This window comes from Anaerolineales bacterium (genome assembly GCA_037382465.1).
In the GTDB taxonomy this organism is placed as follows: domain Bacteria; phylum Chloroflexota; class Anaerolineae; order Anaerolineales; family E44-bin32; genus WVZH01.
The window spans coordinates 13,135-33,047 of the sequence record JARRPX010000010.1; the positions used below are offsets into that span (position 1 = coordinate 13,135).

The 19,913-nt window shown below is 58.5% G+C and carries 18 protein-coding genes and 1 other annotated feature; of the genes, 5 read left to right on the top strand and 13 right to left on the bottom strand.

Annotated elements, in window-relative coordinates; all coding sequences use genetic code 11:
• Positions 1–43: 43 nt before the first annotated feature.
• From argC to trpE, 12 genes are all read right to left on the bottom strand, one after another.
• Positions 44–1,081, bottom strand: coding sequence for an N-acetyl-gamma-glutamyl-phosphate reductase (gene argC, locus P8Z34_04500; protein ID MEJ2549924.1), 1,038 nt, complete (start codon positions 1,079–1,081; stop codon positions 44–46).
• The gene (gene lysX / locus P8Z34_04505; GenBank protein MEJ2549925.1) at positions 1,078–1,956 is read right to left on the bottom strand and encodes a lysine biosynthesis protein LysX; all 879 of its coding nucleotides are present in this window, start codon (positions 1,954–1,956) and stop codon (positions 1,078–1,080) included. The genes argC and lysX overlap by 4 nt, the downstream gene beginning before the upstream one ends.
• A 1-nt stretch (position 1,957) precedes the next feature.
• Complete coding sequence (gene lysW / locus P8Z34_04510; GenBank protein ID MEJ2549926.1) at positions 1,958–2,128, bottom strand: lysine biosynthesis protein LysW; 171 nt, start codon at positions 2,126–2,128, stop codon at positions 1,958–1,960.
• A 411-nt stretch (positions 2,129–2,539) separates the two neighbouring features.
• Positions 2,540–4,135: a phosphoglycerate dehydrogenase gene (gene serA, locus P8Z34_04515; protein MEJ2549927.1), complete on the bottom strand. Its 1,596-nt coding sequence runs from the start codon at positions 4,133–4,135 to the stop codon at positions 2,540–2,542.
• 50 nt (positions 4,136–4,185) lie between these two features.
• Positions 4,186–5,097, bottom strand: a complete 912-nt coding sequence (locus tag P8Z34_04520; protein MEJ2549928.1) for an HAD-IB family phosphatase — start codon at positions 5,095–5,097, stop codon at positions 4,186–4,188.
• 13 nt (positions 5,098–5,110) lie between these two features.
• The gene (gene trpA / locus P8Z34_04525; protein MEJ2549929.1) at positions 5,111–5,899 is read right to left on the bottom strand and encodes a tryptophan synthase subunit alpha; all 789 of its coding nucleotides are present in this window, start codon (positions 5,897–5,899) and stop codon (positions 5,111–5,113) included.
• A gap of 32 nt (positions 5,900–5,931) precedes the next feature.
• Complete coding sequence (gene trpB, locus P8Z34_04530) at positions 5,932–7,125, bottom strand: tryptophan synthase subunit beta (GenBank protein MEJ2549930.1); 1,194 nt, start codon at positions 7,123–7,125, stop codon at positions 5,932–5,934.
• Entirely contained in the window at positions 7,119–7,775 is a 657-nt protein-coding gene (locus P8Z34_04535; GenBank protein ID MEJ2549931.1) for a phosphoribosylanthranilate isomerase, read from the bottom strand. Before P8Z34_04535 ends, trpB begins: the two co-directional genes overlap by 7 nt.
• 4 nt (positions 7,776–7,779) lie before the next feature.
• On the bottom strand, positions 7,780–8,565 hold the full coding sequence (gene trpC, locus P8Z34_04540; GenBank protein MEJ2549932.1) for an indole-3-glycerol phosphate synthase TrpC: 786 nt from the start codon (positions 8,563–8,565) through the stop codon (positions 7,780–7,782).
• Positions 8,566–8,577: 12 nt separating this feature from the next.
• The gene (trpD, locus tag P8Z34_04545; GenBank protein MEJ2549933.1) at positions 8,578–9,603 is read right to left on the bottom strand and encodes an anthranilate phosphoribosyltransferase; all 1,026 of its coding nucleotides are present in this window, start codon (positions 9,601–9,603) and stop codon (positions 8,578–8,580) included.
• A gap of 19 nt (positions 9,604–9,622) precedes the next feature.
• Positions 9,623–10,237 (bottom strand): aminodeoxychorismate/anthranilate synthase component II, encoded by a 615-nt coding sequence (locus P8Z34_04550; GenBank protein MEJ2549934.1) that lies wholly within the window; start codon positions 10,235–10,237, stop codon positions 9,623–9,625.
• On the bottom strand, positions 10,237–11,733 hold the full coding sequence (gene trpE, locus P8Z34_04555; GenBank protein MEJ2549935.1) for an anthranilate synthase component I: 1,497 nt from the start codon (positions 11,731–11,733) through the stop codon (positions 10,237–10,239). The genes P8Z34_04550 and trpE overlap by 1 nt, the downstream gene beginning before the upstream one ends.
• 41 nt (positions 11,734–11,774) lie before the next feature.
• Positions 11,775–12,092 (bottom strand) — a binding site (T-box leader).
• A 763-nt stretch (positions 12,093–12,855) separates the two neighbouring features.
• On the opposite strand from trpE, the gene pckA reads away from it, so the two are divergent.
• Positions 12,856–14,517: a phosphoenolpyruvate carboxykinase (ATP) gene (pckA, locus tag P8Z34_04560; GenBank protein ID MEJ2549936.1), complete on the top strand. Its 1,662-nt coding sequence runs from the start codon at positions 12,856–12,858 to the stop codon at positions 14,515–14,517.
• Positions 14,518–14,600: 83 nt separating this feature from the next.
• Positions 14,601–14,918, top strand: a complete 318-nt coding sequence (locus P8Z34_04565) for a hypothetical protein (GenBank protein ID MEJ2549937.1) — start codon at positions 14,601–14,603, stop codon at positions 14,916–14,918.
• A gap of 767 nt (positions 14,919–15,685) precedes the next feature.
• Here the strand turns inward: P8Z34_04565 and P8Z34_04570 are convergent.
• Positions 15,686–15,811 carry a hypothetical protein gene (locus tag P8Z34_04570; protein MEJ2549938.1) on the bottom strand — a complete coding sequence of 42 codons (126 nt, stop codon included), beginning with the start codon at positions 15,809–15,811 and terminating at the stop codon, positions 15,686–15,688.
• 55 nt (positions 15,812–15,866) lie between these two features.
• On the opposite strand from P8Z34_04570, the gene ilvD reads away from it, so the two are divergent.
• The 3 genes from ilvD to ilvN all read left to right on the top strand — a co-directional run bounded on the left by ilvD (position 15,867) and on the right by ilvN (position 19,904).
• On the top strand, positions 15,867–17,537 hold the full coding sequence (ilvD, locus tag P8Z34_04575) for a dihydroxy-acid dehydratase (GenBank protein MEJ2549939.1): 1,671 nt from the start codon (positions 15,867–15,869) through the stop codon (positions 17,535–17,537).
• A 61-nt stretch (positions 17,538–17,598) separates the two neighbouring features.
• Positions 17,599–19,305: a biosynthetic-type acetolactate synthase large subunit gene (gene ilvB / locus P8Z34_04580; GenBank protein MEJ2549940.1), complete on the top strand. Its 1,707-nt coding sequence runs from the start codon at positions 17,599–17,601 to the stop codon at positions 19,303–19,305.
• 23 nt (positions 19,306–19,328) lie between these two features.
• On the top strand, positions 19,329–19,904 hold the full coding sequence (gene ilvN / locus P8Z34_04585; protein MEJ2549941.1) for an acetolactate synthase small subunit: 576 nt from the start codon (positions 19,329–19,331) through the stop codon (positions 19,902–19,904).
• Positions 19,905–19,913 lie beyond the last annotated feature (9 nt).

A 19,913-nucleotide genomic window follows, 5' to 3' on the forward strand; every position in this document is an offset into this window, starting at 1 on the left:
GTTTGCTCCCATTTCCTGTAAAGTGCTTTCCGTGCGTGAGCGTTCAGATGGGATGTAGGCCCGGGAATTCCAGTCCCAGGCGTTCATCGAAACCGAACATCAAATTCATGGCCTGAACGGCAGTGCCCGAACCGCCTTTCATTAAATTATCCAGCGCGGCGATGACGATCAACAGGTTCGCTTCTTGATCGTATGCAAAACCGATGTCGCAGTAATTCGAGCCGGAAAGGATCTTGGGCTCGGGGTAGCGGTAGCCACCACTGCGCTCCGCCACGAGGCGGATGAAAGGCTCCTGCTGATACGCCTGGCGGTAGCAGGCCCAGACGTCCCGAAGCTCTTCCACCTGCGCATTTTCGTTCAGGAAACAATGTGCAGTGAGGTGTGCGCCGCGGACCAGTTCGATGGCGGTCATGGTGAGATGAATGGGGAAACCGCCCAGTTCCTGTTCGACTTCGGCCAGATGGCGGTGCCCGCTGGGGCTGTAGACGCGCACCACGCCGCTGCGTTCGGGGTGGTGCGAGCCCGGATTGACGGAAGCTCCGGCCTCCGAAGATCCGACTTTCACTTCCGCCGTGACCCGCTCGAGCCATCCGGCGTCGGCGAGCGGCCCCAGCGCAAGGTTAATCAGCGTGGCGTTGCAGCCGACTCCGGAAGCATACTGCGCTTCCTTTAATTCATCGCGATGGCGTTCCGGCAATCCGTAAACGAAGCGCGCCAACCAATCCGGCGCGGGGTGTTCCCATTCGTACCATTTCGGATAGGCTTCTTTACGGCGCAGCCTGAAATCGGCGGAACAGTCGATAATGCGCTCGGCCAACTGCGCATAACGCTCGATGTCCGCTGCAACCTCGCCGTGGGGAAGGGCGAGGAAGAGCACATCACAGTGCTGAAGATCGTCTGCGTGGCAGTAGCGTAGACCGGTAAAGCCGCGCATGTTGGGGTGCGTGCTGTGAAGGTAGCGGCCGATCTGGCTGCGGGAGGAGACCTGCGCCAATTCCACCTGGGGGTGCAGCGTGAGTATACGTATCAATTCACCGCCCAGGTAACCCGATCCACCGACGATCGCAGCCCGGATACTCATATCTGCGCCTCCCGAACGGCGGCACTTTCCGCTGCCGTCTGGAGCGCGAACTCCACGATCGCTGCGGGGATGTCGACCCCCGTGGGCTCGATGCTGTTGCGGAATTCCATCGAGTGGTTGACTTCGTTGACCAGGTAGCCGGCGTCCGTTTCAAAGAGATCGATGGCGACGATTCCGCCGCCCACGGCGGCTGCGGCGCGTTGGGAGATGTCAGCGATTTCCCCGCTGATCTCGCAATTGCTGGCTACGCCGCCGCGCGCCGTGTTGGTGATCCAATGTTCGGACGTGCGGTAGATGGCGCACAACGCCTGGCCGCCCACGACGAACGAGCGGATGTCACGGCCGTTGGGTTTGCGGACGAATTCCTGGACGTAACCGGTGTGGTAGGGATAATTGCCCAGCGTGAAGCGATGTTCCAGGATCGCTTCCGCCGATTCTCGATCGTTGACTTTGGTCACCAGACGCCCCCACGAACCGGTTAGCGGTTTGAGAACGGCAGGATAACCCTGATTCTCGATCGCTTGCAGAATCGAATCTTCCGTGAAGGCAATGCTGACCTGCGCCTGCGGAACGGAATGGCGCGCCAGCGCCAGCGTTGTGCTGAGTTTGTCGCTGCAGGTGCTCGCAGTGTGAAAATTGTTCAGAGTCGGAACCCCCCAGGCTTCCAGGATCTGCAGCGTGGTGAGCGTGCGGGAGCTGCTGATGCTGCGTTCGAGGATCAGATCGTACGCCAGCCAACGCGGGTCCGGATCGAGGGGATTGAGGATGAACTCCCCGTCGTTGAACACGTCGATCTGGATATCGCGCGCTTGAAACGCTTCCATGAGAAGCTTTTCCTCGCGCCGGACCCTCGAGACGATCATGCCGATCTGCATGCTACTCGCCCCAGTCCTCTTCGACTTCCGGGGCCAATGCCAGGGTCAGTGGGTCGAGGTCGACGATCTCCAGTTCGACGCCGCACTCGGGGCAGGGCAGGATTTCGTTCAAGACGACATCATCCGTAAGGTTGATCTCCGCTCCGCATTCTGTGCATGTTTGGTTAGACATTCTTTTCCTCCGAAAACGTTGATTTGTTGGCATTGAAATAGCCAGCGACCCTTTGGCCTGGATCGCTGGCCTCTCATCTCCGCGTGGACGTAAGAAGCGCGCTTATCCAGGACCCGGTTCAGGTTGCTTGAGGCACTTCTTCTTCAAGATGGAGATGGTTTCTCGGTTCGTCATGTTTTAGAGACTCGTATTTAAGAAAAAACCCCGCTCGTCTGGCGGGTCCTAGGCAAAACCATTTCTTTGCAGGCAAAGACTAGCCAGACAGGCTCCTACCCGGCTTCTTGCTGCACTTCTTCCCAGAATTATTGATTTTATTGTTCATGATCCGGCATAGATTAACAAATATTGGTGCAATTGTCAAGACAATTACATTCGTAAGAGGTTCACTTTTCTTGCCTATCTCATACCGACTCAGAGCGAGACTTGTTCCAGATGGATCACCTGAGGCAAGTCGGTGATGGCCTCGAGCGCTTCTTCGTCGGCGGGTGAGTCGATGTTGATGATCGAAATCTGTTTGCCACCCGGCGCTTCGCGCCCCATATGCCAGTGGGCAATGTTGACGCCGTGTTCGCCCAGAAGCGTCCCCACGCGTCCCATCACTCCCGGTTCGTCGTGGCTGGTCATCACCAGAGTCCATCCATCGGCGACGGCGTCGAGGCGCATGTTGTCGATCAACACGATGCGCGGTTCGGTGCGCAGAAACAACGCACCGCCGATCAGGCGGGATTCCTCATTGGAGACCACCCGGCAGAGTATGACGTTCATGTAATCTTCCGCGGCCGGATGGCGGGCCTGGGAAACCAGAATGCCGCGTTCGGCCGCAAGACGGGGGGCATTCACGTAATTCACCGTGTCCGAAAGTATCGGGGCCAGCATGCCCTTGAGCAGGCCTACGGTGAGCAGCTTGGTGTGGGGTTCCAGCTCTTCACCTCGGTATTCCACCTCGACCCGGCTGACGCGGCCGTGAATCAACTGCATCTGCAGGGCGCCGATCTTCTCGGCGAGAGTCATGTAGGGCGCCAGTGTTTGGTAGTCCACACCCTCGGCGAAGGGCATGTTGACGATGTTGCGGTAGTTGTCGCCCCGCAGCGCGTCGAGAACCTGCTGGGCCACCTGTACGGCGACCCCGTGCTGGGATTCGTGGGTGCTGGCCCCAATGTGCGGCGTTGTCACGACGTTGGGCAGGCGGATCAATTTCTGCAGCAGATCCGTCTTTGGAGGTTCATTGCTGTAAACGTCCAGGGCGGCGCCCGCGATCTTTCCGGATTTCAGGGCATCGTATAAGGCTTGCTCCTCGATGATTCCACCACGTGCGGCGTTGACGATCCTCACGCCGTCTTTCATCTTGGCGATTTCCGGGGCAGCGATCATGCCGCAGGTCTCTTCGTTCAACGGCGTGTGAATGGTGATGACATCCGCGCGGGCCAGGAGTTCGTCGAGTTCGGCGACGAGTTCCACACGGATACGTTCCGCAATCTCCTCGGCGATATAGGGATCGTAGGCGATCACGGTCATGCCAAAAGCCTGACAACGAGTGGCCACCCGGGAGCCGATGCGCCCCAAACCGACGACCCCCAGGGTCTTCCCGTTGAGCTCGGTCCCCATGAACACCTTGCGCGTCCATTCCCCCTTCTTAATGGAATCGTTGGCTTTGGGCAGATTGCGGCACAAGCCGAGCAGGAGTGCCATGGTCAGCTCCGTGGCGCCGAGCGTGTTTGCCCCCGGCGTGTTCATGACTTGAATGCCGCGCACGGTGGCGGCGTCCACGTCGATGTTATCCAGGCCGACGCCGGCGCGCGCGGCGATTTTGAGATTCGTCGCGGCGGCGAACACCTCTTCGTCCATCGCCGTGCCGGAACGCGTGATGATGGCATCGTAGTCGCCGATGATCTCGAGCAGTCTCTCTCTTTCGGGGAGATGGATCATGTCGTAAGCTGCATCGTCGGCTTCGTCGATCAGCGCCAACCCTGCAGGGCCGATGTCTTCGGTGATCAGAATGCGGTACATAGTTGCCTCAATTTTACCGAACGTGATGGAGTCGAATGCGATCCACCCGCCTAGGAGTTATAGCCAGACATGTGAAGCAGATCGATCAAGGGATCGTCAACAGCTTCGAACGACTGCAGCCGAGCGTTGATCTGTCGTTTCAAGGTCGGGTTGTGAAATTGTACCAGTCCTTGTTTCAAAACCTCAATTCCAGCCCGGAAAACCGCTTCGTGTTCCGTTCCTTGCAAACGCTTGGCTTTGCCTTCCGCCAACGCCAGGGGAACCACGGCTTCCAGTCCCGGCGATTCGATGAACACGTCCGCTTCCTCGGCGACGCGTTCCCTGCGTACCACGCCACCGAAGCCGACGAACAGCTTGACCGTCTGGCGCGCTTCCAGGTCGGTGATCCCGTCGCCGACGAGCATCGTGCGGGATTCGTTCCCAGCCAACTCGGCGATCACGGCGCGCTTTCCCTCCGTCTCTACCAACGGGGTCGGGGCGATGTCGAGGAAGTGCTCTTCGGGATTGCCGCCGTACTGATTTTGATCGAAGCGCCACCATTCGCCGGAAAGCTGGTCGAATTTGATGGGCACGGCGCGCACTTTGTCCGCAGAAACGCCCAGCCAACGGGCGAACTTCAAAACCGACTGCAGCAGTCCGCCGCTGATGATCGAGACTTCGCAGCCGCCAGCCTTCAAGGCGGCGATCACTTCTTTTGCGTTCGGCACGACGTTCTCGCAGTAGGCGCGGGCGATCAGGCGTAAATCCGCGCGCGTGGGCTGCAGTCTTTTCAAGCGCTCGTCGTACACCGCCTCGAGTTCGATTTCGCCTTCCATGGCTTTGCGTGTAAGTTCGGAGATGTATTCGAATTGGCCCTTGATACGCGCCAGTTCATCGATGCCTTCGACCGAAGTCAACGTGCTTTCGCAATCGAAGAAAACGTGCTGGAAACTCTGCAATCGGGATACGGGTTTTTGACTCATGCTGTCCAACTTTTCATTCCAAGGTTAACGCTTCTCGTAAACTGCGCACCAGGTCCGCCGCGGCTTTCGGTGCATCGCTGGCGTTCCGCGCCGCATCGATGATCGCCGAGCCGACGATGACGCCGTCCACCAACGACCCAACGGTGCGGGCTTGATCGGGTGTCGAGATGCCAAATCCGAGCGCCAGAGGTGTGGACGTGTACTGCCGCACGCGCTGGATGAACGCATCGAGATCTTGCGGCAGGGAAGTGCGTGCGCCGGTCGTGCCCGTCAGCGATACCAGATAGAGAAATCCCTTCGAACGTTCCGCTGCATCTTTTACCCGGGCCTCGGTCGAGGTCGGGGCAAGCATGTGCACGTAGGCAAGACCTTGTTCTTCTGCGAGCGATTCGATTTCCGACGCCTCCTCCGAGGGCAAATCCGGCACGATGAAACCGTCTACGCCGGATTCTTTCGCCTCTCGTACGAAGCGCTCGACGCCGAATGCGAGGATGGGATTCATGTATCCCATGAAGAGTATGGGCTGATCGACTCCCCGCGAGCGTAATTCTAAACCAAGCCGGAAGCATTCGGCTACGTTGATCTGATTTTCGAGTGCGACCTGGGTGGAGTATTGTATCGACGGTCCGTCGGCCAGAGGATCGGAAAAGGGAACGCCGAGTTCGATCAGGTCCGCGCCGGCGCCTGCGATGGCTTCGATGATGTCCAGCGATTGGCAGGCGGTGGGAAAACCGAGCGTGAAATACGGCATCAAGCACGCGCGTGGATGTGCGTCGGCAAAGGCTGCAGCGATGTTGTCCATACCATTCATAACACTTATATCACAATTCGGTTTTATATGATCTTGGAGACGGTATCCAAATCCTTGTCGCCGCGTCCGGAAATGTTGACCAGCATGATTTCCTCCGGCGACATCTTCGGCGCCCGCTGGATGGCCTCGGCCACGGCGTGCGCCGACTCGAGTGCGGGTATGATCCCTTCGAGACGGCTGAGCAGCTGGAACGCCTCGAGCGCTTGATCGTCCGTGGCGTAGGTGTATTCTGCACGACCGATTTCGCGCAAATAAGCGTGCTCGGGTCCGACCGCCGGATAATCCAATCCGGCCGAGATCGAATGCGTTTGGGCGATTTGACCGTCTTCATCCTGTAATACGTAGGAATAAGTGCCGTGGAGCACGCCGGGCCGCCCGATGCGAGAGTCGCTGAAACGACTGGCGTGATGTCCACTCTGGATGCCCTCTCCGCCGGCTTCGACACCGACCAGTTCGACGTCGTCGTCCTCGAGGAAGGCGTAGAAGAGCCCAATGGCGTTCGAACCGCCTCCAACGCAGGCAACACAAACATCCGGCATGGCGCCCGCCTGCTCGAGCATCTGTGCCTTGGCTTCCACGCCGATGACGGTCTGGAAATCGCGCACGATCGTGGGGTAGGGATGCGGCCCCAGCGCCGAACCGAGTAGATAATAGGTGTCGCCTACGTTCGTCACCCAATCGCGGATGGCTTCGTTGATGGCGTCCTTAAGTGTCTTGCTGCCGGAAGTCACGGGACGAACGTCTGCCCCAAGCAGGCGCATGCGCAGCACGTTCATGTGCTGGCGTTCGATGTCGACGCTGCCCATGTAAACGACGCACGCCATGCCCAGCAGCGCGGCAACGGTCGCCACCGCCACCCCGTGCTGGCCGGCGCCGGTCTCGGCGATGATGCGTTTTTTGCCCATGGCCCTGGCGAGTAATGCCTGACCCAGCGCGTTGTTGATTTTATGCGCGCCGGTGTGGGCAAGATCTTCGCGCTTCAGGTAGATCGTGGCACCGCCGAGATGCTCGCTGAGGCGTTTTGCGTGCGTCAATGGTGTGGGACGTCCGGCGTAGGTGGTCAGCAGCGTGTCGAGTTCGCGTTGGAAGGTTCCGTCGGCGCGCAGGCGCTGGTAGGCGCGCTGCAGTTCCTCCAATGCGGGCATCAAGGTTTCCGGGACGAATTGCCCACCGTACGGGCCGAACTTGGCGGCGATCGGGGTAGCGTCTTTCAACATGCAGGTGTCTCCGTTTCTCGTTCTCGTACAGTTTGTACGAACGCCTTCATTTTTATTACGTCTTTCTTGCCGGGCGCGCTTTCCACACCGGAGGCCACGTCCATGCCCCAGGGCCGCACCTGCTCGACCGCCGCAAGCACGTTGTCCGGAGTGAGTCCGCCGGCGAGCAGCAGCGGCGCCAAGCGAGCCAATTGGGCAGCGATCTCCCAATCCGCCACTTCGCCCGTGCCACCATAGACGCCCATTTGATAAGCATCCAGGAGCAAAGCCGGGAGTGGCACACCGATTCCGGCGTACTGCTGGAGTTGTTCGCGAGCTTCTTGCGCCGACCTGGGCCGGATAGCTTTGTAGGCGTGTGCAGCAAGCGCCTGAACATCGGCGGGTGTTTCGTCGCCGTGCAGCTGGGCATACTGCAGGTCACACGCTGCCAACGTCCGTTGGACCGCCTCGGCTGTTTCGTTCACGAACACGCCAACCGTCTCGACGAGCGGGTGTCGCCGGCGCAGTTCGCCGACGATACCGGCGCAGTTTTCGGTGGAGATCGAACGCGGGCTCGGCGGATAGAAGTTGAAGCCCAGCATGTCTGCACCGCATTCGATGGCGGCCAGGGCATCCTCGAGATTCGTGAGTCCGCAGATTTTGATCTTCAACCTTCTAGCCTCCTGTAAGCTGGCGGACCTGCGCGCCGATGTCGTCTGCGCGTACGAGCGATTCACCGACCAGAATGGCGTCGGCGCCTGCGGCGTAGACTCTGGCTACGTCTTCGGGTGTGTGGATGCCGCTTTCGGCGACGACGCAAGTTTCTTGCGGAATCATCGCCCGCAGCCGGACCGTGGTTCGCAGATCGATGCTGAAATCGCGTAAGTCTCTATTGTTGATCCCGATCAACTCTGGAGACAGGTCCAGCGCACGTTCGAGTTCTGCTTCATTGTGGACTTCGATCAGCGCAGCCATGCCGCATTGATCCACGAGGTGATAAAGCTCGGCTAGTGTGTCCTGGGTCAACGCGGCGACGATCAACAGCACTGCGGCCGCGCCGGCCCCGCGTGCTTCGTAGACCTGATAGGGATCGCAGATGAAGTCCTTGCGCAGCAGGGGGATGCCGTCGAAACGATCGGCGATGGCGCGCAGATCATCCAGCCGGCCTTGAAAGTAGCGCTGGTCCGTAAGCACGCTGACCGCCGCCGCGCCGTTATCACGGTAGATTTTCGCCAGCCGGACGGGATCGAGATCGGCGCGCAACTCGCCACGGGATGGGGAGGCGCGCTTCACCTCTGCGATCAGGGCCGGATTTGACGATGCAGTGCGCAGCGCTTCCACGAAATCCACGGCCGCAGGCCGTTCGTCGGCCCGCCGGCGAACTTCCCCAAAGGGCAGATTCGCTTTGCTTACTGCAACTTCCTGGCGCTTGTGCGCCATGATCTCTTCCAGGAGACTCACGAAACCGACTCCCTAGTGCTTCACCATTTTCTGGCTGAACTCGATGAACCGTTCCAATTTCTCCAGGGCCTTGCCGCTGTCCAGGGATTGGCGCGCTTCTTCGATGCCGGCGGCGAGATCGCCGCTTTCGACCGCCAGCGCAGCGCCAGCGTTCAACAGGAGCACATCGCGCTTCGGACCCGTATCTTTGCCCTGGAACAGGTCCCGGATGATCTGCGCGTTTTCCGGCGGGTCGCCGCCGCGCAGGGATTCGAGATCGGAGCGCGGCAATCCCAGCGTCTCTGGATCCAGATCATAGGTGCGCACTTCGCCGTTGCGCAGGTGGCTCACCTTGTTGGGCCCGCTCGTGGCCAGCTCGTCGATGCCGCCGTGACCGTTGAGGACCATGGCGGCTTTCCCGCCCAAGGCGCGGAGTACGTTGGCGATCGGCTCGGTGAGTTCGGCGTCGTAGACGCCAAGAAGCAGGTGACTGGCGTCCGCGGGATTGGTGAGCGGTCCGAGCAAGTTGAAGATCGAACGCTGGCCCAGTTCGCGGCGCGGGCCGATGGCGTACTTCATGGCTGGATGGAAGCGGGGTGCGAACATGAAGCCGATGCCAATTTCCTCGATGCACTCGGCCACCGCTTGCGGTTCCAGGTCCACCTGCACGCCCAGTTCACCGAGCACGTCGGCGCTTCCGCAGCGCGATGATGCGGCGCGGTTGCCGTGTTTGGCCACTTTACGCCCCGTGCCGGCGATGACGAACGCACCGGCGGTGGAAATGTTGAAGGTGTGGGCGCCGTCACCGCCGGTTCCGACGATGTCGAAAATCGGTTCCTCTCCGTTTTCCAGGGGAACTTTGCTGGCGACCCCGCGCATGGCGCGGGCGCTGCCGGTGATTTCGTCCACACATTCCCCCTTCATGCGTAGTGCCATGAGGTAACCACCGATTTGTGCGTCGGTGGCTTCGCCGCGCATGATGATCCCCATGGCGGCTTCGGCCTCCTCAGGGGACAGATCTTGACGATCCAACACTTTCGCTAGATATGGCTTCAACATGATTTTTTACTCCTCTTCTTTATTCTTCCCTGGCTGCTGCGGGCTGCATTTCTGGTTTTTGCATCCCGTTGCGGCCAAGGGATAGGAAATTTCGCAGGATTTGCATTCCGTGCTGCGTGAGAAACGATTCGGGGTGGAACTGCACGCCGTAAATCGGATATTCACGATGGCGAACGCCCATGATTTCGTCCGCCGCCGTGCGGGCGGTGACCAGCAGACTTGGCGGTACAGGCTGGTTGATGATCAGCGAATGATAGCGCGTGGCTTCGAATGGGCTGGGGAGACCGGCGAACAATCCGTCGCCCTGGTGGTGTATCTGCGAGGTTTTTCCGTGCATCAAACGCGGGGCGCGTACGATCTCGCCGCCGAATACGTGCCCGATGCATTGATGCCCAAGACAGACGCCCAATATGGGAGTCGATGCACCCAGTTCTTCGATGAGCCGGTTGGAAATGCCGGCATCCAGTGGTGTGCCGGGGCCGGGTGAGATAACGACGTGATTGGGCTGTAAGGCTGCGATTTGGTCGACCGTGACTTTGTCGTTGCGGAAGACTTCGATTTCCACGCCGAGTTCGCCGAAATATTGAACCAGGTTGTAGGTGAAAGAATCGTAATTGTCGATCACTACCAGCATCAGATCTGTCCTTTCTCTGCCATTTCCAGCGCCACGGCCAGGGCGCTTGCCTTATCGATGGTTTCCTGCAGTTCATGTTCCGGCACCGAATCCGCTACGAGTCCCGCACCGGCTTGAATGCGGACTTCATCGCCATGCATCACCAGCGTGCGGATGGCGATGCACGAATCCAGCGAGCCGTCGTAGGAGAAATAACCGATCGCGCCGGCGTAGGGTCCCCGCGCTTCGCCTTCCAGCTCGGCGATGATTTCCATGGCCCGGATTTTCGGCGCGCCGCTGACGGTGCCGGCGGGGAAGGTGGCGCCCATCAGGTCGAAGGCATCGTATTCCGGCTGGAGGTTTCCCTGCACCTGGGAGACGATGTGCATCACGTGCGAGTAGCGTTCGACGGCCATTTTTATCGGGACGTGTACCGAACCGTAATCGCACACGCGACCGAGATCGTTGCGGGCGAGGTCGACGAGCATCACGTGCTCGGCGCGCTCCTTCGGATCGGCGAGCAGCTCCTGCTCGAAACGTTCATCTTCGGCTTCGCTGTCCCCCCGGCGGCGTGTTCCGGCAAGTGGACGGATCGTGGCCTCATTCCCTTCCAGACGCACGTGCATTTCCGGTGAGGCGCCGATGATGTACAACGCAGGATCCCCGGCGAAATCGCCGAAGTTGAAGAAGAACATGTACGGCGAAGGGTTCAACGCCCGCAGCGCCCGGTACACCGAAAACGCATCGGCACTCGTGCGGCGCGAGAAGCGCTGCGAGACGACGACCTGAAAGATGTCCCCGGCGGCGATGTATTCTTTGGCCCGCTCGACGGCCTGGCAGTAGTGTTCGGGGGACATGTTCGATGTCAATTCCTGAGGTTCGCCGGAAGGGGATGGATGATCTTGCGGGTGCAACGGACCGGAGATACGTTCTTGCAAGCGGTCGAGACGTCCGTTGGCCTCCCGCAGCGCGAGCCCTTCGTCGCCGTCCGTCTCGGCATAGGTTAACAATACCAGGCGTCCGAAGGCGTGATCGAAGGCGATGACGGTATCGGCCTGCAGGAAAACGGCGTCCGGCAGATCGCCCACAGGAAGTGAGGACAGGCTGGGTTCGAAGTAGCGCATCATTTCGTATCCCAGGTAGCCGACGAGCCCGCCCACGAAGCGCGGCAAACCGGATGGCAGTTCGGGCCGGTACTGACGGATTTGTGCCCGAAGTGCATCGACGGGGTTGACATCTTCCGGCAGCGTAGCCGCAGATACTTCTCCTGCGTTGTGATGCTCCAAGTTGGTTCCACGCAGCACGAAAGCCTCGGAGAGGCCGGCGCCGATGAACGAATAACGGGCGACCTGTTCGCCGCCTGTCACGGACTCGAGCAGGAACCCCGGTCCGAGTTCGGACAGTTTAAGGTACACGGAAACCGGCGTTTCCAGGTCGGCCGGCAGCTCCCGCACCACCGGCACGAGGTTGGTGGGGTGGCTTTCACCGGTATGATTTCGAGACGTCGTTTTTTCCATCCGCTTCACTTCACTCTCGAATAAATAAACCCTCTCTCATCGTTGGGGACGAGAGAGGGTTCCCGTGGTGCCACCCCAGTTAGGCTCGATGTTCCCGGGTACCTATGAAAAAACCCGCCGGTGACGACGACGGGTGGGAACATGCCAGCCTCACTTATTCCGGTACGGCGATGATGCGATCATCGCTTATACCTTCTGCCTCGATAACGGCGGCTTTCCGGCGCGGACTACTCGGTTTCAACCTTTCGGCCGGCAGCTCTGGGGTCCATTCTCCGCTGGCGTCGGGGCGGGATTCTCATCCATCTCCCGCTTTCTGTGCCTTCGTTTCAGCAGATACTCTTCCCCTTCACGGCTTTTAGTGGATATTCGGTTAGGACGTTTATATCAATATCCTGGATGCGTGTCAAGAATGAATTCGGACGGAGTTGAATCTTGATCGCACAACTTCGCTTCGTCTATTCGAAACCTGCTGCAGGAGTTGCCGCCCTGCTAGTAGAAGAACCCGGCCAATTTCCTTCTCCAGCACTTCCAGGTTCATTCCTTATTGGGTTTATACTTGGTGTGACCTTCGTTTCGACGTGAGTCATGGTAGGCCTGCATTGGTGATTTCGAGATTACCCGGGTGAGCCTACTTCTTTTTCTCCTCCTCGGCAATAAAGTGACACATCCCAAATATAACTTGGGTCTTGACAGCGAAGTTCTTTTTTGCTACTCTCATCCCAATAATGATCGATAAAAACGTTACTGTTCTTCGTGGTCGTAAGCCATTGCCAGCTTCTATGGGGGTGTCTGGCTAGTTGCTTGCGTGTATTGAAACACACCACCAACCCGCCAGACATATATGGCGGGTTTTTTATTTGTGAGTGCGACATGCGGATTTTTGGAATGGGAAATTGGAAGCGGGAAGGTAAGGCGCCAGAGAGGAGACTCGGATGGTCGTGGATTCCCAGTTCTCGGGAACATCGTCGGCGGTCCGGGAAAAAATACTACGACCGCCGCTTTTTATAAGTCGGGGTCGTGGTGGTTCCTGTCGGTATCGGTTCAAGGTGATTCGAAATTGGGTTAAAAAACGTTTGAAGCACGAAATCAGCAAGCAGCCTAACAGACCATGGGGACGAGGCAATGGAAACCACTAACAAAATGAACGAGTCGTTGAGTGCTGACTGTGAGGGACTCGGGAACGATTTTAATTTGAACAGCCTGGCGGAATCTGGCAGTGGCCGAATTCATCGGAATCTGCCCATCGAGTCACTTTACGAGCAGTCTGTCTGCCGCAGGGAGGGGATGATCGCGCGCAACGGCGCCTTGGCCGTAAAGTCGGGCGTTCACACCGCCCGGGCGGCCAGGGATAAGTTCATCGTCCGCGAACCAAGTACGCTGGGCGACGTTTGGTGGAGTGAAAACAATCAGGCCTTCTCGCCCCAGAAGTTCGACCAGATTTTCTGCAGGATCAAACGGTACGTCGCCGATAAGGACCTGTTCGTACAGGATTGTTTTGCGGGCGCGGATCCGCAGAACCGACTTGCGATACGCATCGTCACGGAATGGGCGTGGCACAGTGTTTTCGCCCGGAACATGTTCATCCTTCCCGCCGATCGAGCTGCCCAGAGCAATTTCAAGCCAGAATTTACGATCGTTTGCGTACCTTCATTTGAGGCGATCCCTTCGATTGACGGCACCTGGACGGGCACTTTCATCTTGCTCAACTTCGAACGCAGGATGTGCCTGATCGGCGGAACCGGATATGCCGGGGAGATCAAGAAATCCGTCTTTACGGTGATGAACTACCTGCTTCCCCGCAAGGATGTGTTACCGATGCACTGTTCGGCCAACGTCGGAGCGCACGGGGACGTCGCGTTGTTCTTCGGATTGTCCGGAACGGGGAAAACCTCGCTGTCCGCCGACGTCAAGCGTCGTCTGATCGGGGATGACGAGCATGCCTGGGGAGACGAAGGGATTTTCAACCTCGAAGCAGGTTGTTATGCGAAGGTCATCCGACTCAGCCCGGAGGACGAACCGCTGATCTACCGCACCACGTCGCAATTCGGCACGATCCTGGAAAACGTGGCCTGCACTTCGACCTCGCGGGCGATCGATTTGAATGACGACGCCATCACCGAAAACACGCGAGCGTCGTATTCGCTATCCAAGATCGACAATGCGTTCGACGGCAGCGTCGCAGGCCATCCTAGGAACATCGTGCTTTTGACCTGTGACGCCTCCGGCGTGATGCCGCCCATCGCTCGATTGACCCCCGAACAAGCGGTGTATCACTTCATCTCCGGCTACACGGCGAAAGTCGGCGGAACCGAGGCAGGGTTGCGCGATGAACCCGTGATCACCTTCAGCAACTGCTTCGGTGCGCCGTTCATGGTTCATCATCCGACGGTCTACGCGAATTTGCTCCGGGAGAAAATCGAGCAGCAAGCCGTGGATTGTTGGTTGATCAACACCGGCTGGGTCGGAGGGCCGTACGGTGTGGGAGAACGCATCCGCATCGACTACACCCGAACGATGATCGAAGCAGTCTTGAGCGGCACGCTTCAGGACGGGGAGTTTGTCGAGGACCCCGTCTTCGGGTACGAAGTTCCCCGCGCTTGTGAGGGGATTCCGGAAGGGATATTGGATCCCGCATCGAGTTGGCCCTCACGAGACGGCTATTTGGCACGTTACCGTCAATTGGCGGCGAAATTCGTCGAAAATTTCCGACGCTTCGAGCCGCGCTGTCCGATCGAGATCCGCGTTGCCGGACCTCGAATCGAATCATTGGGATCTGTATCATGAACAGATTATCACAATCCAGACAACGTATCTGGTATCGCTTCCTCTCATTTATATCCGTTATCTATCCATTGGAGGGTATTACAATGTCGACGACGAATCTACCTTCGACCTTCGAAGAACTGCGTGCGGCCGCGCGTACGTTTGCCACGCGCCAGGGCATCAGCCAGTGCAATTCACCGAAGGATCTCAGCACGAGCATCGCGGTCGAGGCAGCGGACTTGCTCCGTCTGTTTCAGCGCCATTCGACCGAAGACAGCATCGCCATGACCGGAGACCCGATAATGCGGGCGAAAGTCGTCACTGAATTGGTCGATATCTTCATCTATACGCTGTGCCTGGCGGATCAGATGGATATCGATTTGTGCACCGCAATCCAGTGTAGAACGGAATACGATCATTGATCTGAAAGCCGATCCTGCTTTCGAGAATATCGACTTTGAATCAAACTTGAGTTTCTGAAATTCGTTGTTGACATTTTCGAAATGTGTGCTAGAGTTACGTAAATACGTAAGGAACGTGTTGAGTTACAAAATGAGTATCTTCAACCTGGTCTTAGTTGTCAGCCCCTTGTTGCTTCTCATCCTGATTAAGAATGAGAAGTTGGTTCCGGTTGGAGCAGTGTAGCTTACACGCAACAATCATGTTGAATGACAAGCGCCTTCCAGCCGGGAGGCGCTTCGTTTTTGAGGACGTTTTGTAGCATGATGGGACTCGCCGATAAATTGGTTTTGATCGTCATATTGGTCCTGTTGCTTATTATCAAGCAGCAGGGATTGTCGGTTGAGCCCATCCTGGGTTCGTGAAGGCAAATGCGAGACGAATAGAAGCCAAGCGAAACCGTAAGGAACACCAGGAGCCGCCTCAATCGACGGAGGCGGTTTTTTCGTACCGGATACATGAATCGATGGAGTGAAAGACGATGACGGCAGCAGAATCAAACTCAGATAGAAACCCGATCGAAAGCGTGGTCCCGAATTCTTGGAGCCGGCCCTGGGCGAACGAATGGTGCCTGGATGCGGACACGGATCGAATATCGGATATGGCCCTCCAAGCCCGATTTGCGTGGTCGGAAGGATCGGATCAAGTTCCGCTACGTGACACGACCGATTACCCTGCGAACTAGATCGGGAAGATGTGTGATGCATTTTGAACCGAAGCGTTCGAAGTATCAATGCACGCGTCCCCAGGTGGGATTTCCATTCCGCGCGCCGGCTCGACCGGGCGGCATGGCAACGTGTTCTTCGACCGGCGCGACTGCGATGAAAACACAAGCCAACGGCATGAATAGGTTCATTGCGAGATTACGTGAGGGCTAAAAGGCCCTCATGTATTGTTTAAAGGTGGATATGATGCGATCAAATCTCATTAAAAGCGGTTTCGAACGAGCGCCTCATCGAGCATTGTTAAAGGCGACGGGCGTGCGGGATGAGGACATGAGCAAGCCCTTCGTGGCGGTGGTGAATTCCTACGTGGAAATCATTCCCGGCCACAAACACCTGCAGCGATTGGGGAAACTCGTTGCTCAGGCGGTGCGTGATGCGGGGGGACTGCCCTTCGAATTCAACACCATCGGCATCTGTGACGGTATTGCCATGGGACACGAAGGGATGAAATTTTCCCTGCCAAGCCGCGAGTTAATCGCCGACAGCGTGGAAACCATGATCACGGCGCATCGTTTCGACGGCATGGTTTGCATTCCCAATTGCGATAAGATCATCCCTGGCATGTTGATGGCCGCCATGCGGCTCGACATTCCCACCATTTTTGTCAGCGGCGGACCGATGTCCGCGGGGCGTACACCGGATGGTCGTGTGGTCGATTTGATCAGCGTCTTCGAAGGAGTCGGCGCCTACAAGGCGGGCAAGATCGACGACGCCGAACTTAAAGTCCTCGAGGATCATGGTTGTCCTTCCTGCGGTTCGTGCAGCGGTTTGTTTACCGCCAACAGCATGAACTGCCTGATGGAAGCCCTGGGCATCGCCCTGCCGTACAATGGAACGGCGCTGGCCGTGTCTTCGGAACGCGACGAGTTGGCCATGCAAGCTGCGCAGAGGATCGTGGATCTGATCGAGACGGGACTCACGCCGCGTCAGATCGCCACCCCCGAAGCCTTTGATGATGCGTTTGCCCTGGACATGGCCATGGGCGGCAGCACCAATACGGTGCTGCATGTTCTTGCGATCGCGCACGAGGCTGGCATCGAGTTTCCCCTCGAGCGGATCAATCAGATCGCCGAGAAAGTGCCGCATCTGTGCAAGGTCAGTCCTTCGGGACCGTGGCACATGGAGGACGTTCACCGCGCCGGCGGTGTACCCGCTATCTTGCACGAGATCGGTTCGGCGGGCAACACGCTGCACCTCGACCGGCCGACCGTCACCGGCGGCACCTTTGGTGAAAGCATCAAGGATGTACAGATTACCGACGAGGAAGTCATCCGCCCGGTGAGCAACGCACATTCGGACAGGGGCGGACTGGCAATTCTCTTCGGCAACCTTGCGCCGGAAGGCGCTGTGGTCAAGACCGGGGCGGTGGACGCCGCCATGCACGAGCACAGCGGCCCGGCGCGCGTTTACGAGAGCCACGATGAAGCGATTCGAGGGATTTTGGCCGGGGAAGTCCAGGCGGGTGAAGTGGTCGTCATTCGCTACGAAGGCCCTGCGGGAGGGCCGGGCATGCAGGAAATGCTCAGCCCCACCAGCGCCATCGTCGGAATGGGACTTGGCGACAAAGTCGCCTTGATCACCGACGGGCGCTTCTCCGGCGGAACACGCGGCGCATGCATCGGGCACGTCAGCCCGGAGGCGGCCGCCCGCGGGCCGATCGCCGCGATCCGCTCCGGCGACGTGATCGAAATTTCTCTGCCCGAGCGCAGGATCGACGTCCGACTCAGTGAAGAGGAAATGGAAGCGCGCCTTCAAGTGCTTCCGCCGTTCCAACCTACAACGAAGAGCAAGTGGCTGCGGCGCTACGCACAAATGGTCACCAGCGCTTCGACTGGCGCCGTGTTTCAGGATATCTGAGTCCGGAGAGAATCCGGTCGTAGGTAGTTAAAGGCATGCATTCAAAGGAGAAGGAGAGGCGATGAAATTAACCGGCGCAGAAATCATCTGGAGAGTATTCTCGAAACTAGGCGTGGACACGGTGTTTGGCTATCCGGGCGGTGCGGTATTGCCGTTGTTCGACGCCATGTACGATTATCCCATTCGCAACGTACGCGTGCGCCACGAACAGGGCGCTGCACACATGGCCGACGGATACGCACGCGCTTCCGGGAAGGCCGGTGTGGCGATCGCCACATCCGGCCCGGGCGCGACGAACCTCGTCACGGGAATCGCCACAGCGATGCTGGATTCATCTCCCGTGGTATGCCTCACCGGTCAGGTGAACTCGTCCGTCATCGGCAGCGACGCTTTTCAGGAAACCGACGTAACCGGCGTCACGCTTCCCATCACGAAACACAACTACCTGGTTACCCGTGCGGAAGAGGTGGGACCTGCGCTGCGGGAGGCGTTTTACATCGCCACCTCCGGACGCCCCGGACCCGTGCTTTTGGACATTACCAAGGATGCGCAGCAAGGCGTCGTCGATTTCGAGTGGGACGATTCGCCGGTTCGTCTACCCGGTTACCGGCCCGATTTGCGCGTGCTGCCCGAGGAACTCGAGCGAGCCATGGAGTTCATTCAAAGCGCCGAGCGACCGTTGATTCTGGCCGGGCACGGCGTGATGATGTCCGGCGCCATGCAGGAGCTGCGGGAATTCGTGGAGAAGACGCAAATTCCCGTCACGATGACGCTGCTCGGTCTGGGATGTTTTCCAGCCAGTCACCCGCTCAATCTGGGCATGATGGGCATGCACGGGGAAGCCTATGCCAACTCGGCAATCCAGCAAGCGGATTTGCTCCTGGCTTTCGGCATGCGTTTCGACGACCGGGTCACCGGCAATCTGAAAACCTACGCGCAAAATGCGCGCAAGATCCACGTGGACATCGATCCTTCGGAAATCAACAAGAACGTGAAGGTCGACGTGGGCATCGTGGGCGATCTGCGCGAAACCTTGTGCACGATCACGGATTCTCTCCCCAAACTGCGGCACGACGATTGGTTGGAGACTATCGCCGAATTGAAGAGCGACACCGAAATGCGCGACATTCAGAACGTCCCTGTGGACGATGGCAGCCTGTACGCCGCACATGTGGTCAACGATATCTGGCGTCTCACAGATGGCGACGCCCTTCTGGTAACGGACGTGGGACAGAACCAGATGTGGGCGGCGCAGTACTACAAACACGAAAAGCCGAACCGGCTCATCACGTCCGGCGGCCTGGGCACGATGGGATTCGCGCTCCCCGCTGCGATCGGTGCACGCATGGCCCAGCCGGACAGCGAGGTATGGGTCATCGTCGGGGACGGCGGTTTCCAGATGACCCAATCCGAACTATCGACTTGCCGCCAGGAGGGCATCAAACTCAACATCGCCATCCTGAACAACGGCTATCTGGGCATGGTGCGCCAATGGCAGGAATTTTTCTACGACAGACGCTACGTGGGCACACCGATGCTGAATCCGGATTTCGTCAAGATCGCCGAAGCGCACGGACTGACCGGAATGCGCGTAGAAAAGCGCGACGACGTGGAAGATGTGGTTCGCGCTGCCCGGCAAGAAGAAGGAACGGTCGTAATCGATTTCTGCGTGGAAGGGGAGGACAGTGTTTATCCCATGGTGCCCGCCGGTGCCGACCTGGACGCCATGATCCGTCGTCCCGAACCACAGAAATCCAAGCAGAAGTAACACATTGAGGAGTAGATCTCATGATGATGAACAACAATGGTAATCCGGCCGCGGTGACGCCCATCGAACGCACGTTTATCGCCTACGTCGAAGACAAACCCGGCGTTCTCAATCGCGTGGCTTCGCTCTTTCGGCGGCGCGCCTTCAACATCAAATCACTCGCCGTCGGGCACACCGAAATCCCCGGCGTTTCGCGGATGACCATCGTCATCGACGTGGACGCCTACACCGCCAAACGCGTGGAAGCGCTGCTGTATAAGTTGGTCAACGTCCTGCGCGTCCTGGAAGTCACCGAAACGCCTTCGGTGATGCGCGATCTGGCGTTGATCAAAGTGGCCGCCGATTCGGAAGCGCGCGCCCAGGTGCTGCAGATCTGCGACGTGTTCCGCGCCCGCGTGGTCGACGTGGCACAGGATGCCTTGATCGTCGAGATAACGGGGACGGAAGACAAGATCGAAGGGCTCATGGAAGTGTTGGAGCCTTTCGGCATCATCGAGATGGTACGCACGGGACGCGTGGCGATGACGCGTGGTTCCCACGCACCTACGGCGGATCCGGAATTCGTCTCGGCGCGCGTGCCGGAATACAGCGGGAAATAACGGTCGCAA

What these genes read in the sequence shown, in the direction of transcription:
- argC (MEJ2549924.1), bottom strand. Translation starts at nt 1,081, where the DNA reads ATGAGTATCCGGGCTGCGATCGTCGGTGGATCGGGTTACCTGGGCGGT.
- lysX (MEJ2549925.1), bottom strand. Translation starts at nt 1,956, where the DNA reads ATGCAGATCGGCATGATCGTCTCGAGGGTCCGGCGCGAGGAAAAGCTT.
- lysW (MEJ2549926.1), bottom strand. Translation starts at nt 2,128, where the DNA reads ATGTCTAACCAAACATGCACAGAATGCGGAGCGGAGATCAACCTTACG.
- serA (MEJ2549927.1), bottom strand. Translation starts at nt 4,135, where the DNA reads ATGTACCGCATTCTGATCACCGAAGACATCGGCCCTGCAGGGTTGGCG.
- P8Z34_04520 (MEJ2549928.1), bottom strand. Translation starts at nt 5,097, where the DNA reads ATGAGTCAAAAACCCGTATCCCGATTGCAGAGTTTCCAGCACGTTTTC.
- trpA (MEJ2549929.1), bottom strand. Translation starts at nt 5,899, where the DNA reads ATGGACAACATCGCTGCAGCCTTTGCCGACGCACATCCACGCGCGTGC.
- trpB (MEJ2549930.1), bottom strand. Translation starts at nt 7,125, where the DNA reads ATGTTGAAAGACGCTACCCCGATCGCCGCCAAGTTCGGCCCGTACGGT.
- trpD (MEJ2549933.1), bottom strand. Translation starts at nt 9,603, where the DNA reads ATGTTGAAGCCATATCTAGCGAAAGTGTTGGATCGTCAAGATCTGTCC.
- P8Z34_04550 (MEJ2549934.1), bottom strand. Translation starts at nt 10,237, where the DNA reads ATGCTGGTAGTGATCGACAATTACGATTCTTTCACCTACAACCTGGTT.
- trpE (MEJ2549935.1), bottom strand. Translation starts at nt 11,733, where the DNA reads ATGGAAAAAACGACGTCTCGAAATCATACCGGTGAAAGCCACCCCACC.
- pckA (MEJ2549936.1), top strand. Translation starts at nt 12,856, where the DNA reads ATGGAAACCACTAACAAAATGAACGAGTCGTTGAGTGCTGACTGTGAG.
- P8Z34_04565 (MEJ2549937.1), top strand. Translation starts at nt 14,601, where the DNA reads ATGTCGACGACGAATCTACCTTCGACCTTCGAAGAACTGCGTGCGGCC.
- P8Z34_04570 (MEJ2549938.1), bottom strand. Translation starts at nt 15,811, where the DNA reads ATGAACCTATTCATGCCGTTGGCTTGTGTTTTCATCGCAGTCGCGCCG.
- ilvD (MEJ2549939.1), top strand. Translation starts at nt 15,867, where the DNA reads ATGCGATCAAATCTCATTAAAAGCGGTTTCGAACGAGCGCCTCATCGA.
- ilvB (MEJ2549940.1), top strand. Translation starts at nt 17,599, where the DNA reads ATGAAATTAACCGGCGCAGAAATCATCTGGAGAGTATTCTCGAAACTA.
- ilvN (MEJ2549941.1), top strand. Translation starts at nt 19,329, where the DNA reads ATGATGAACAACAATGGTAATCCGGCCGCGGTGACGCCCATCGAACGC.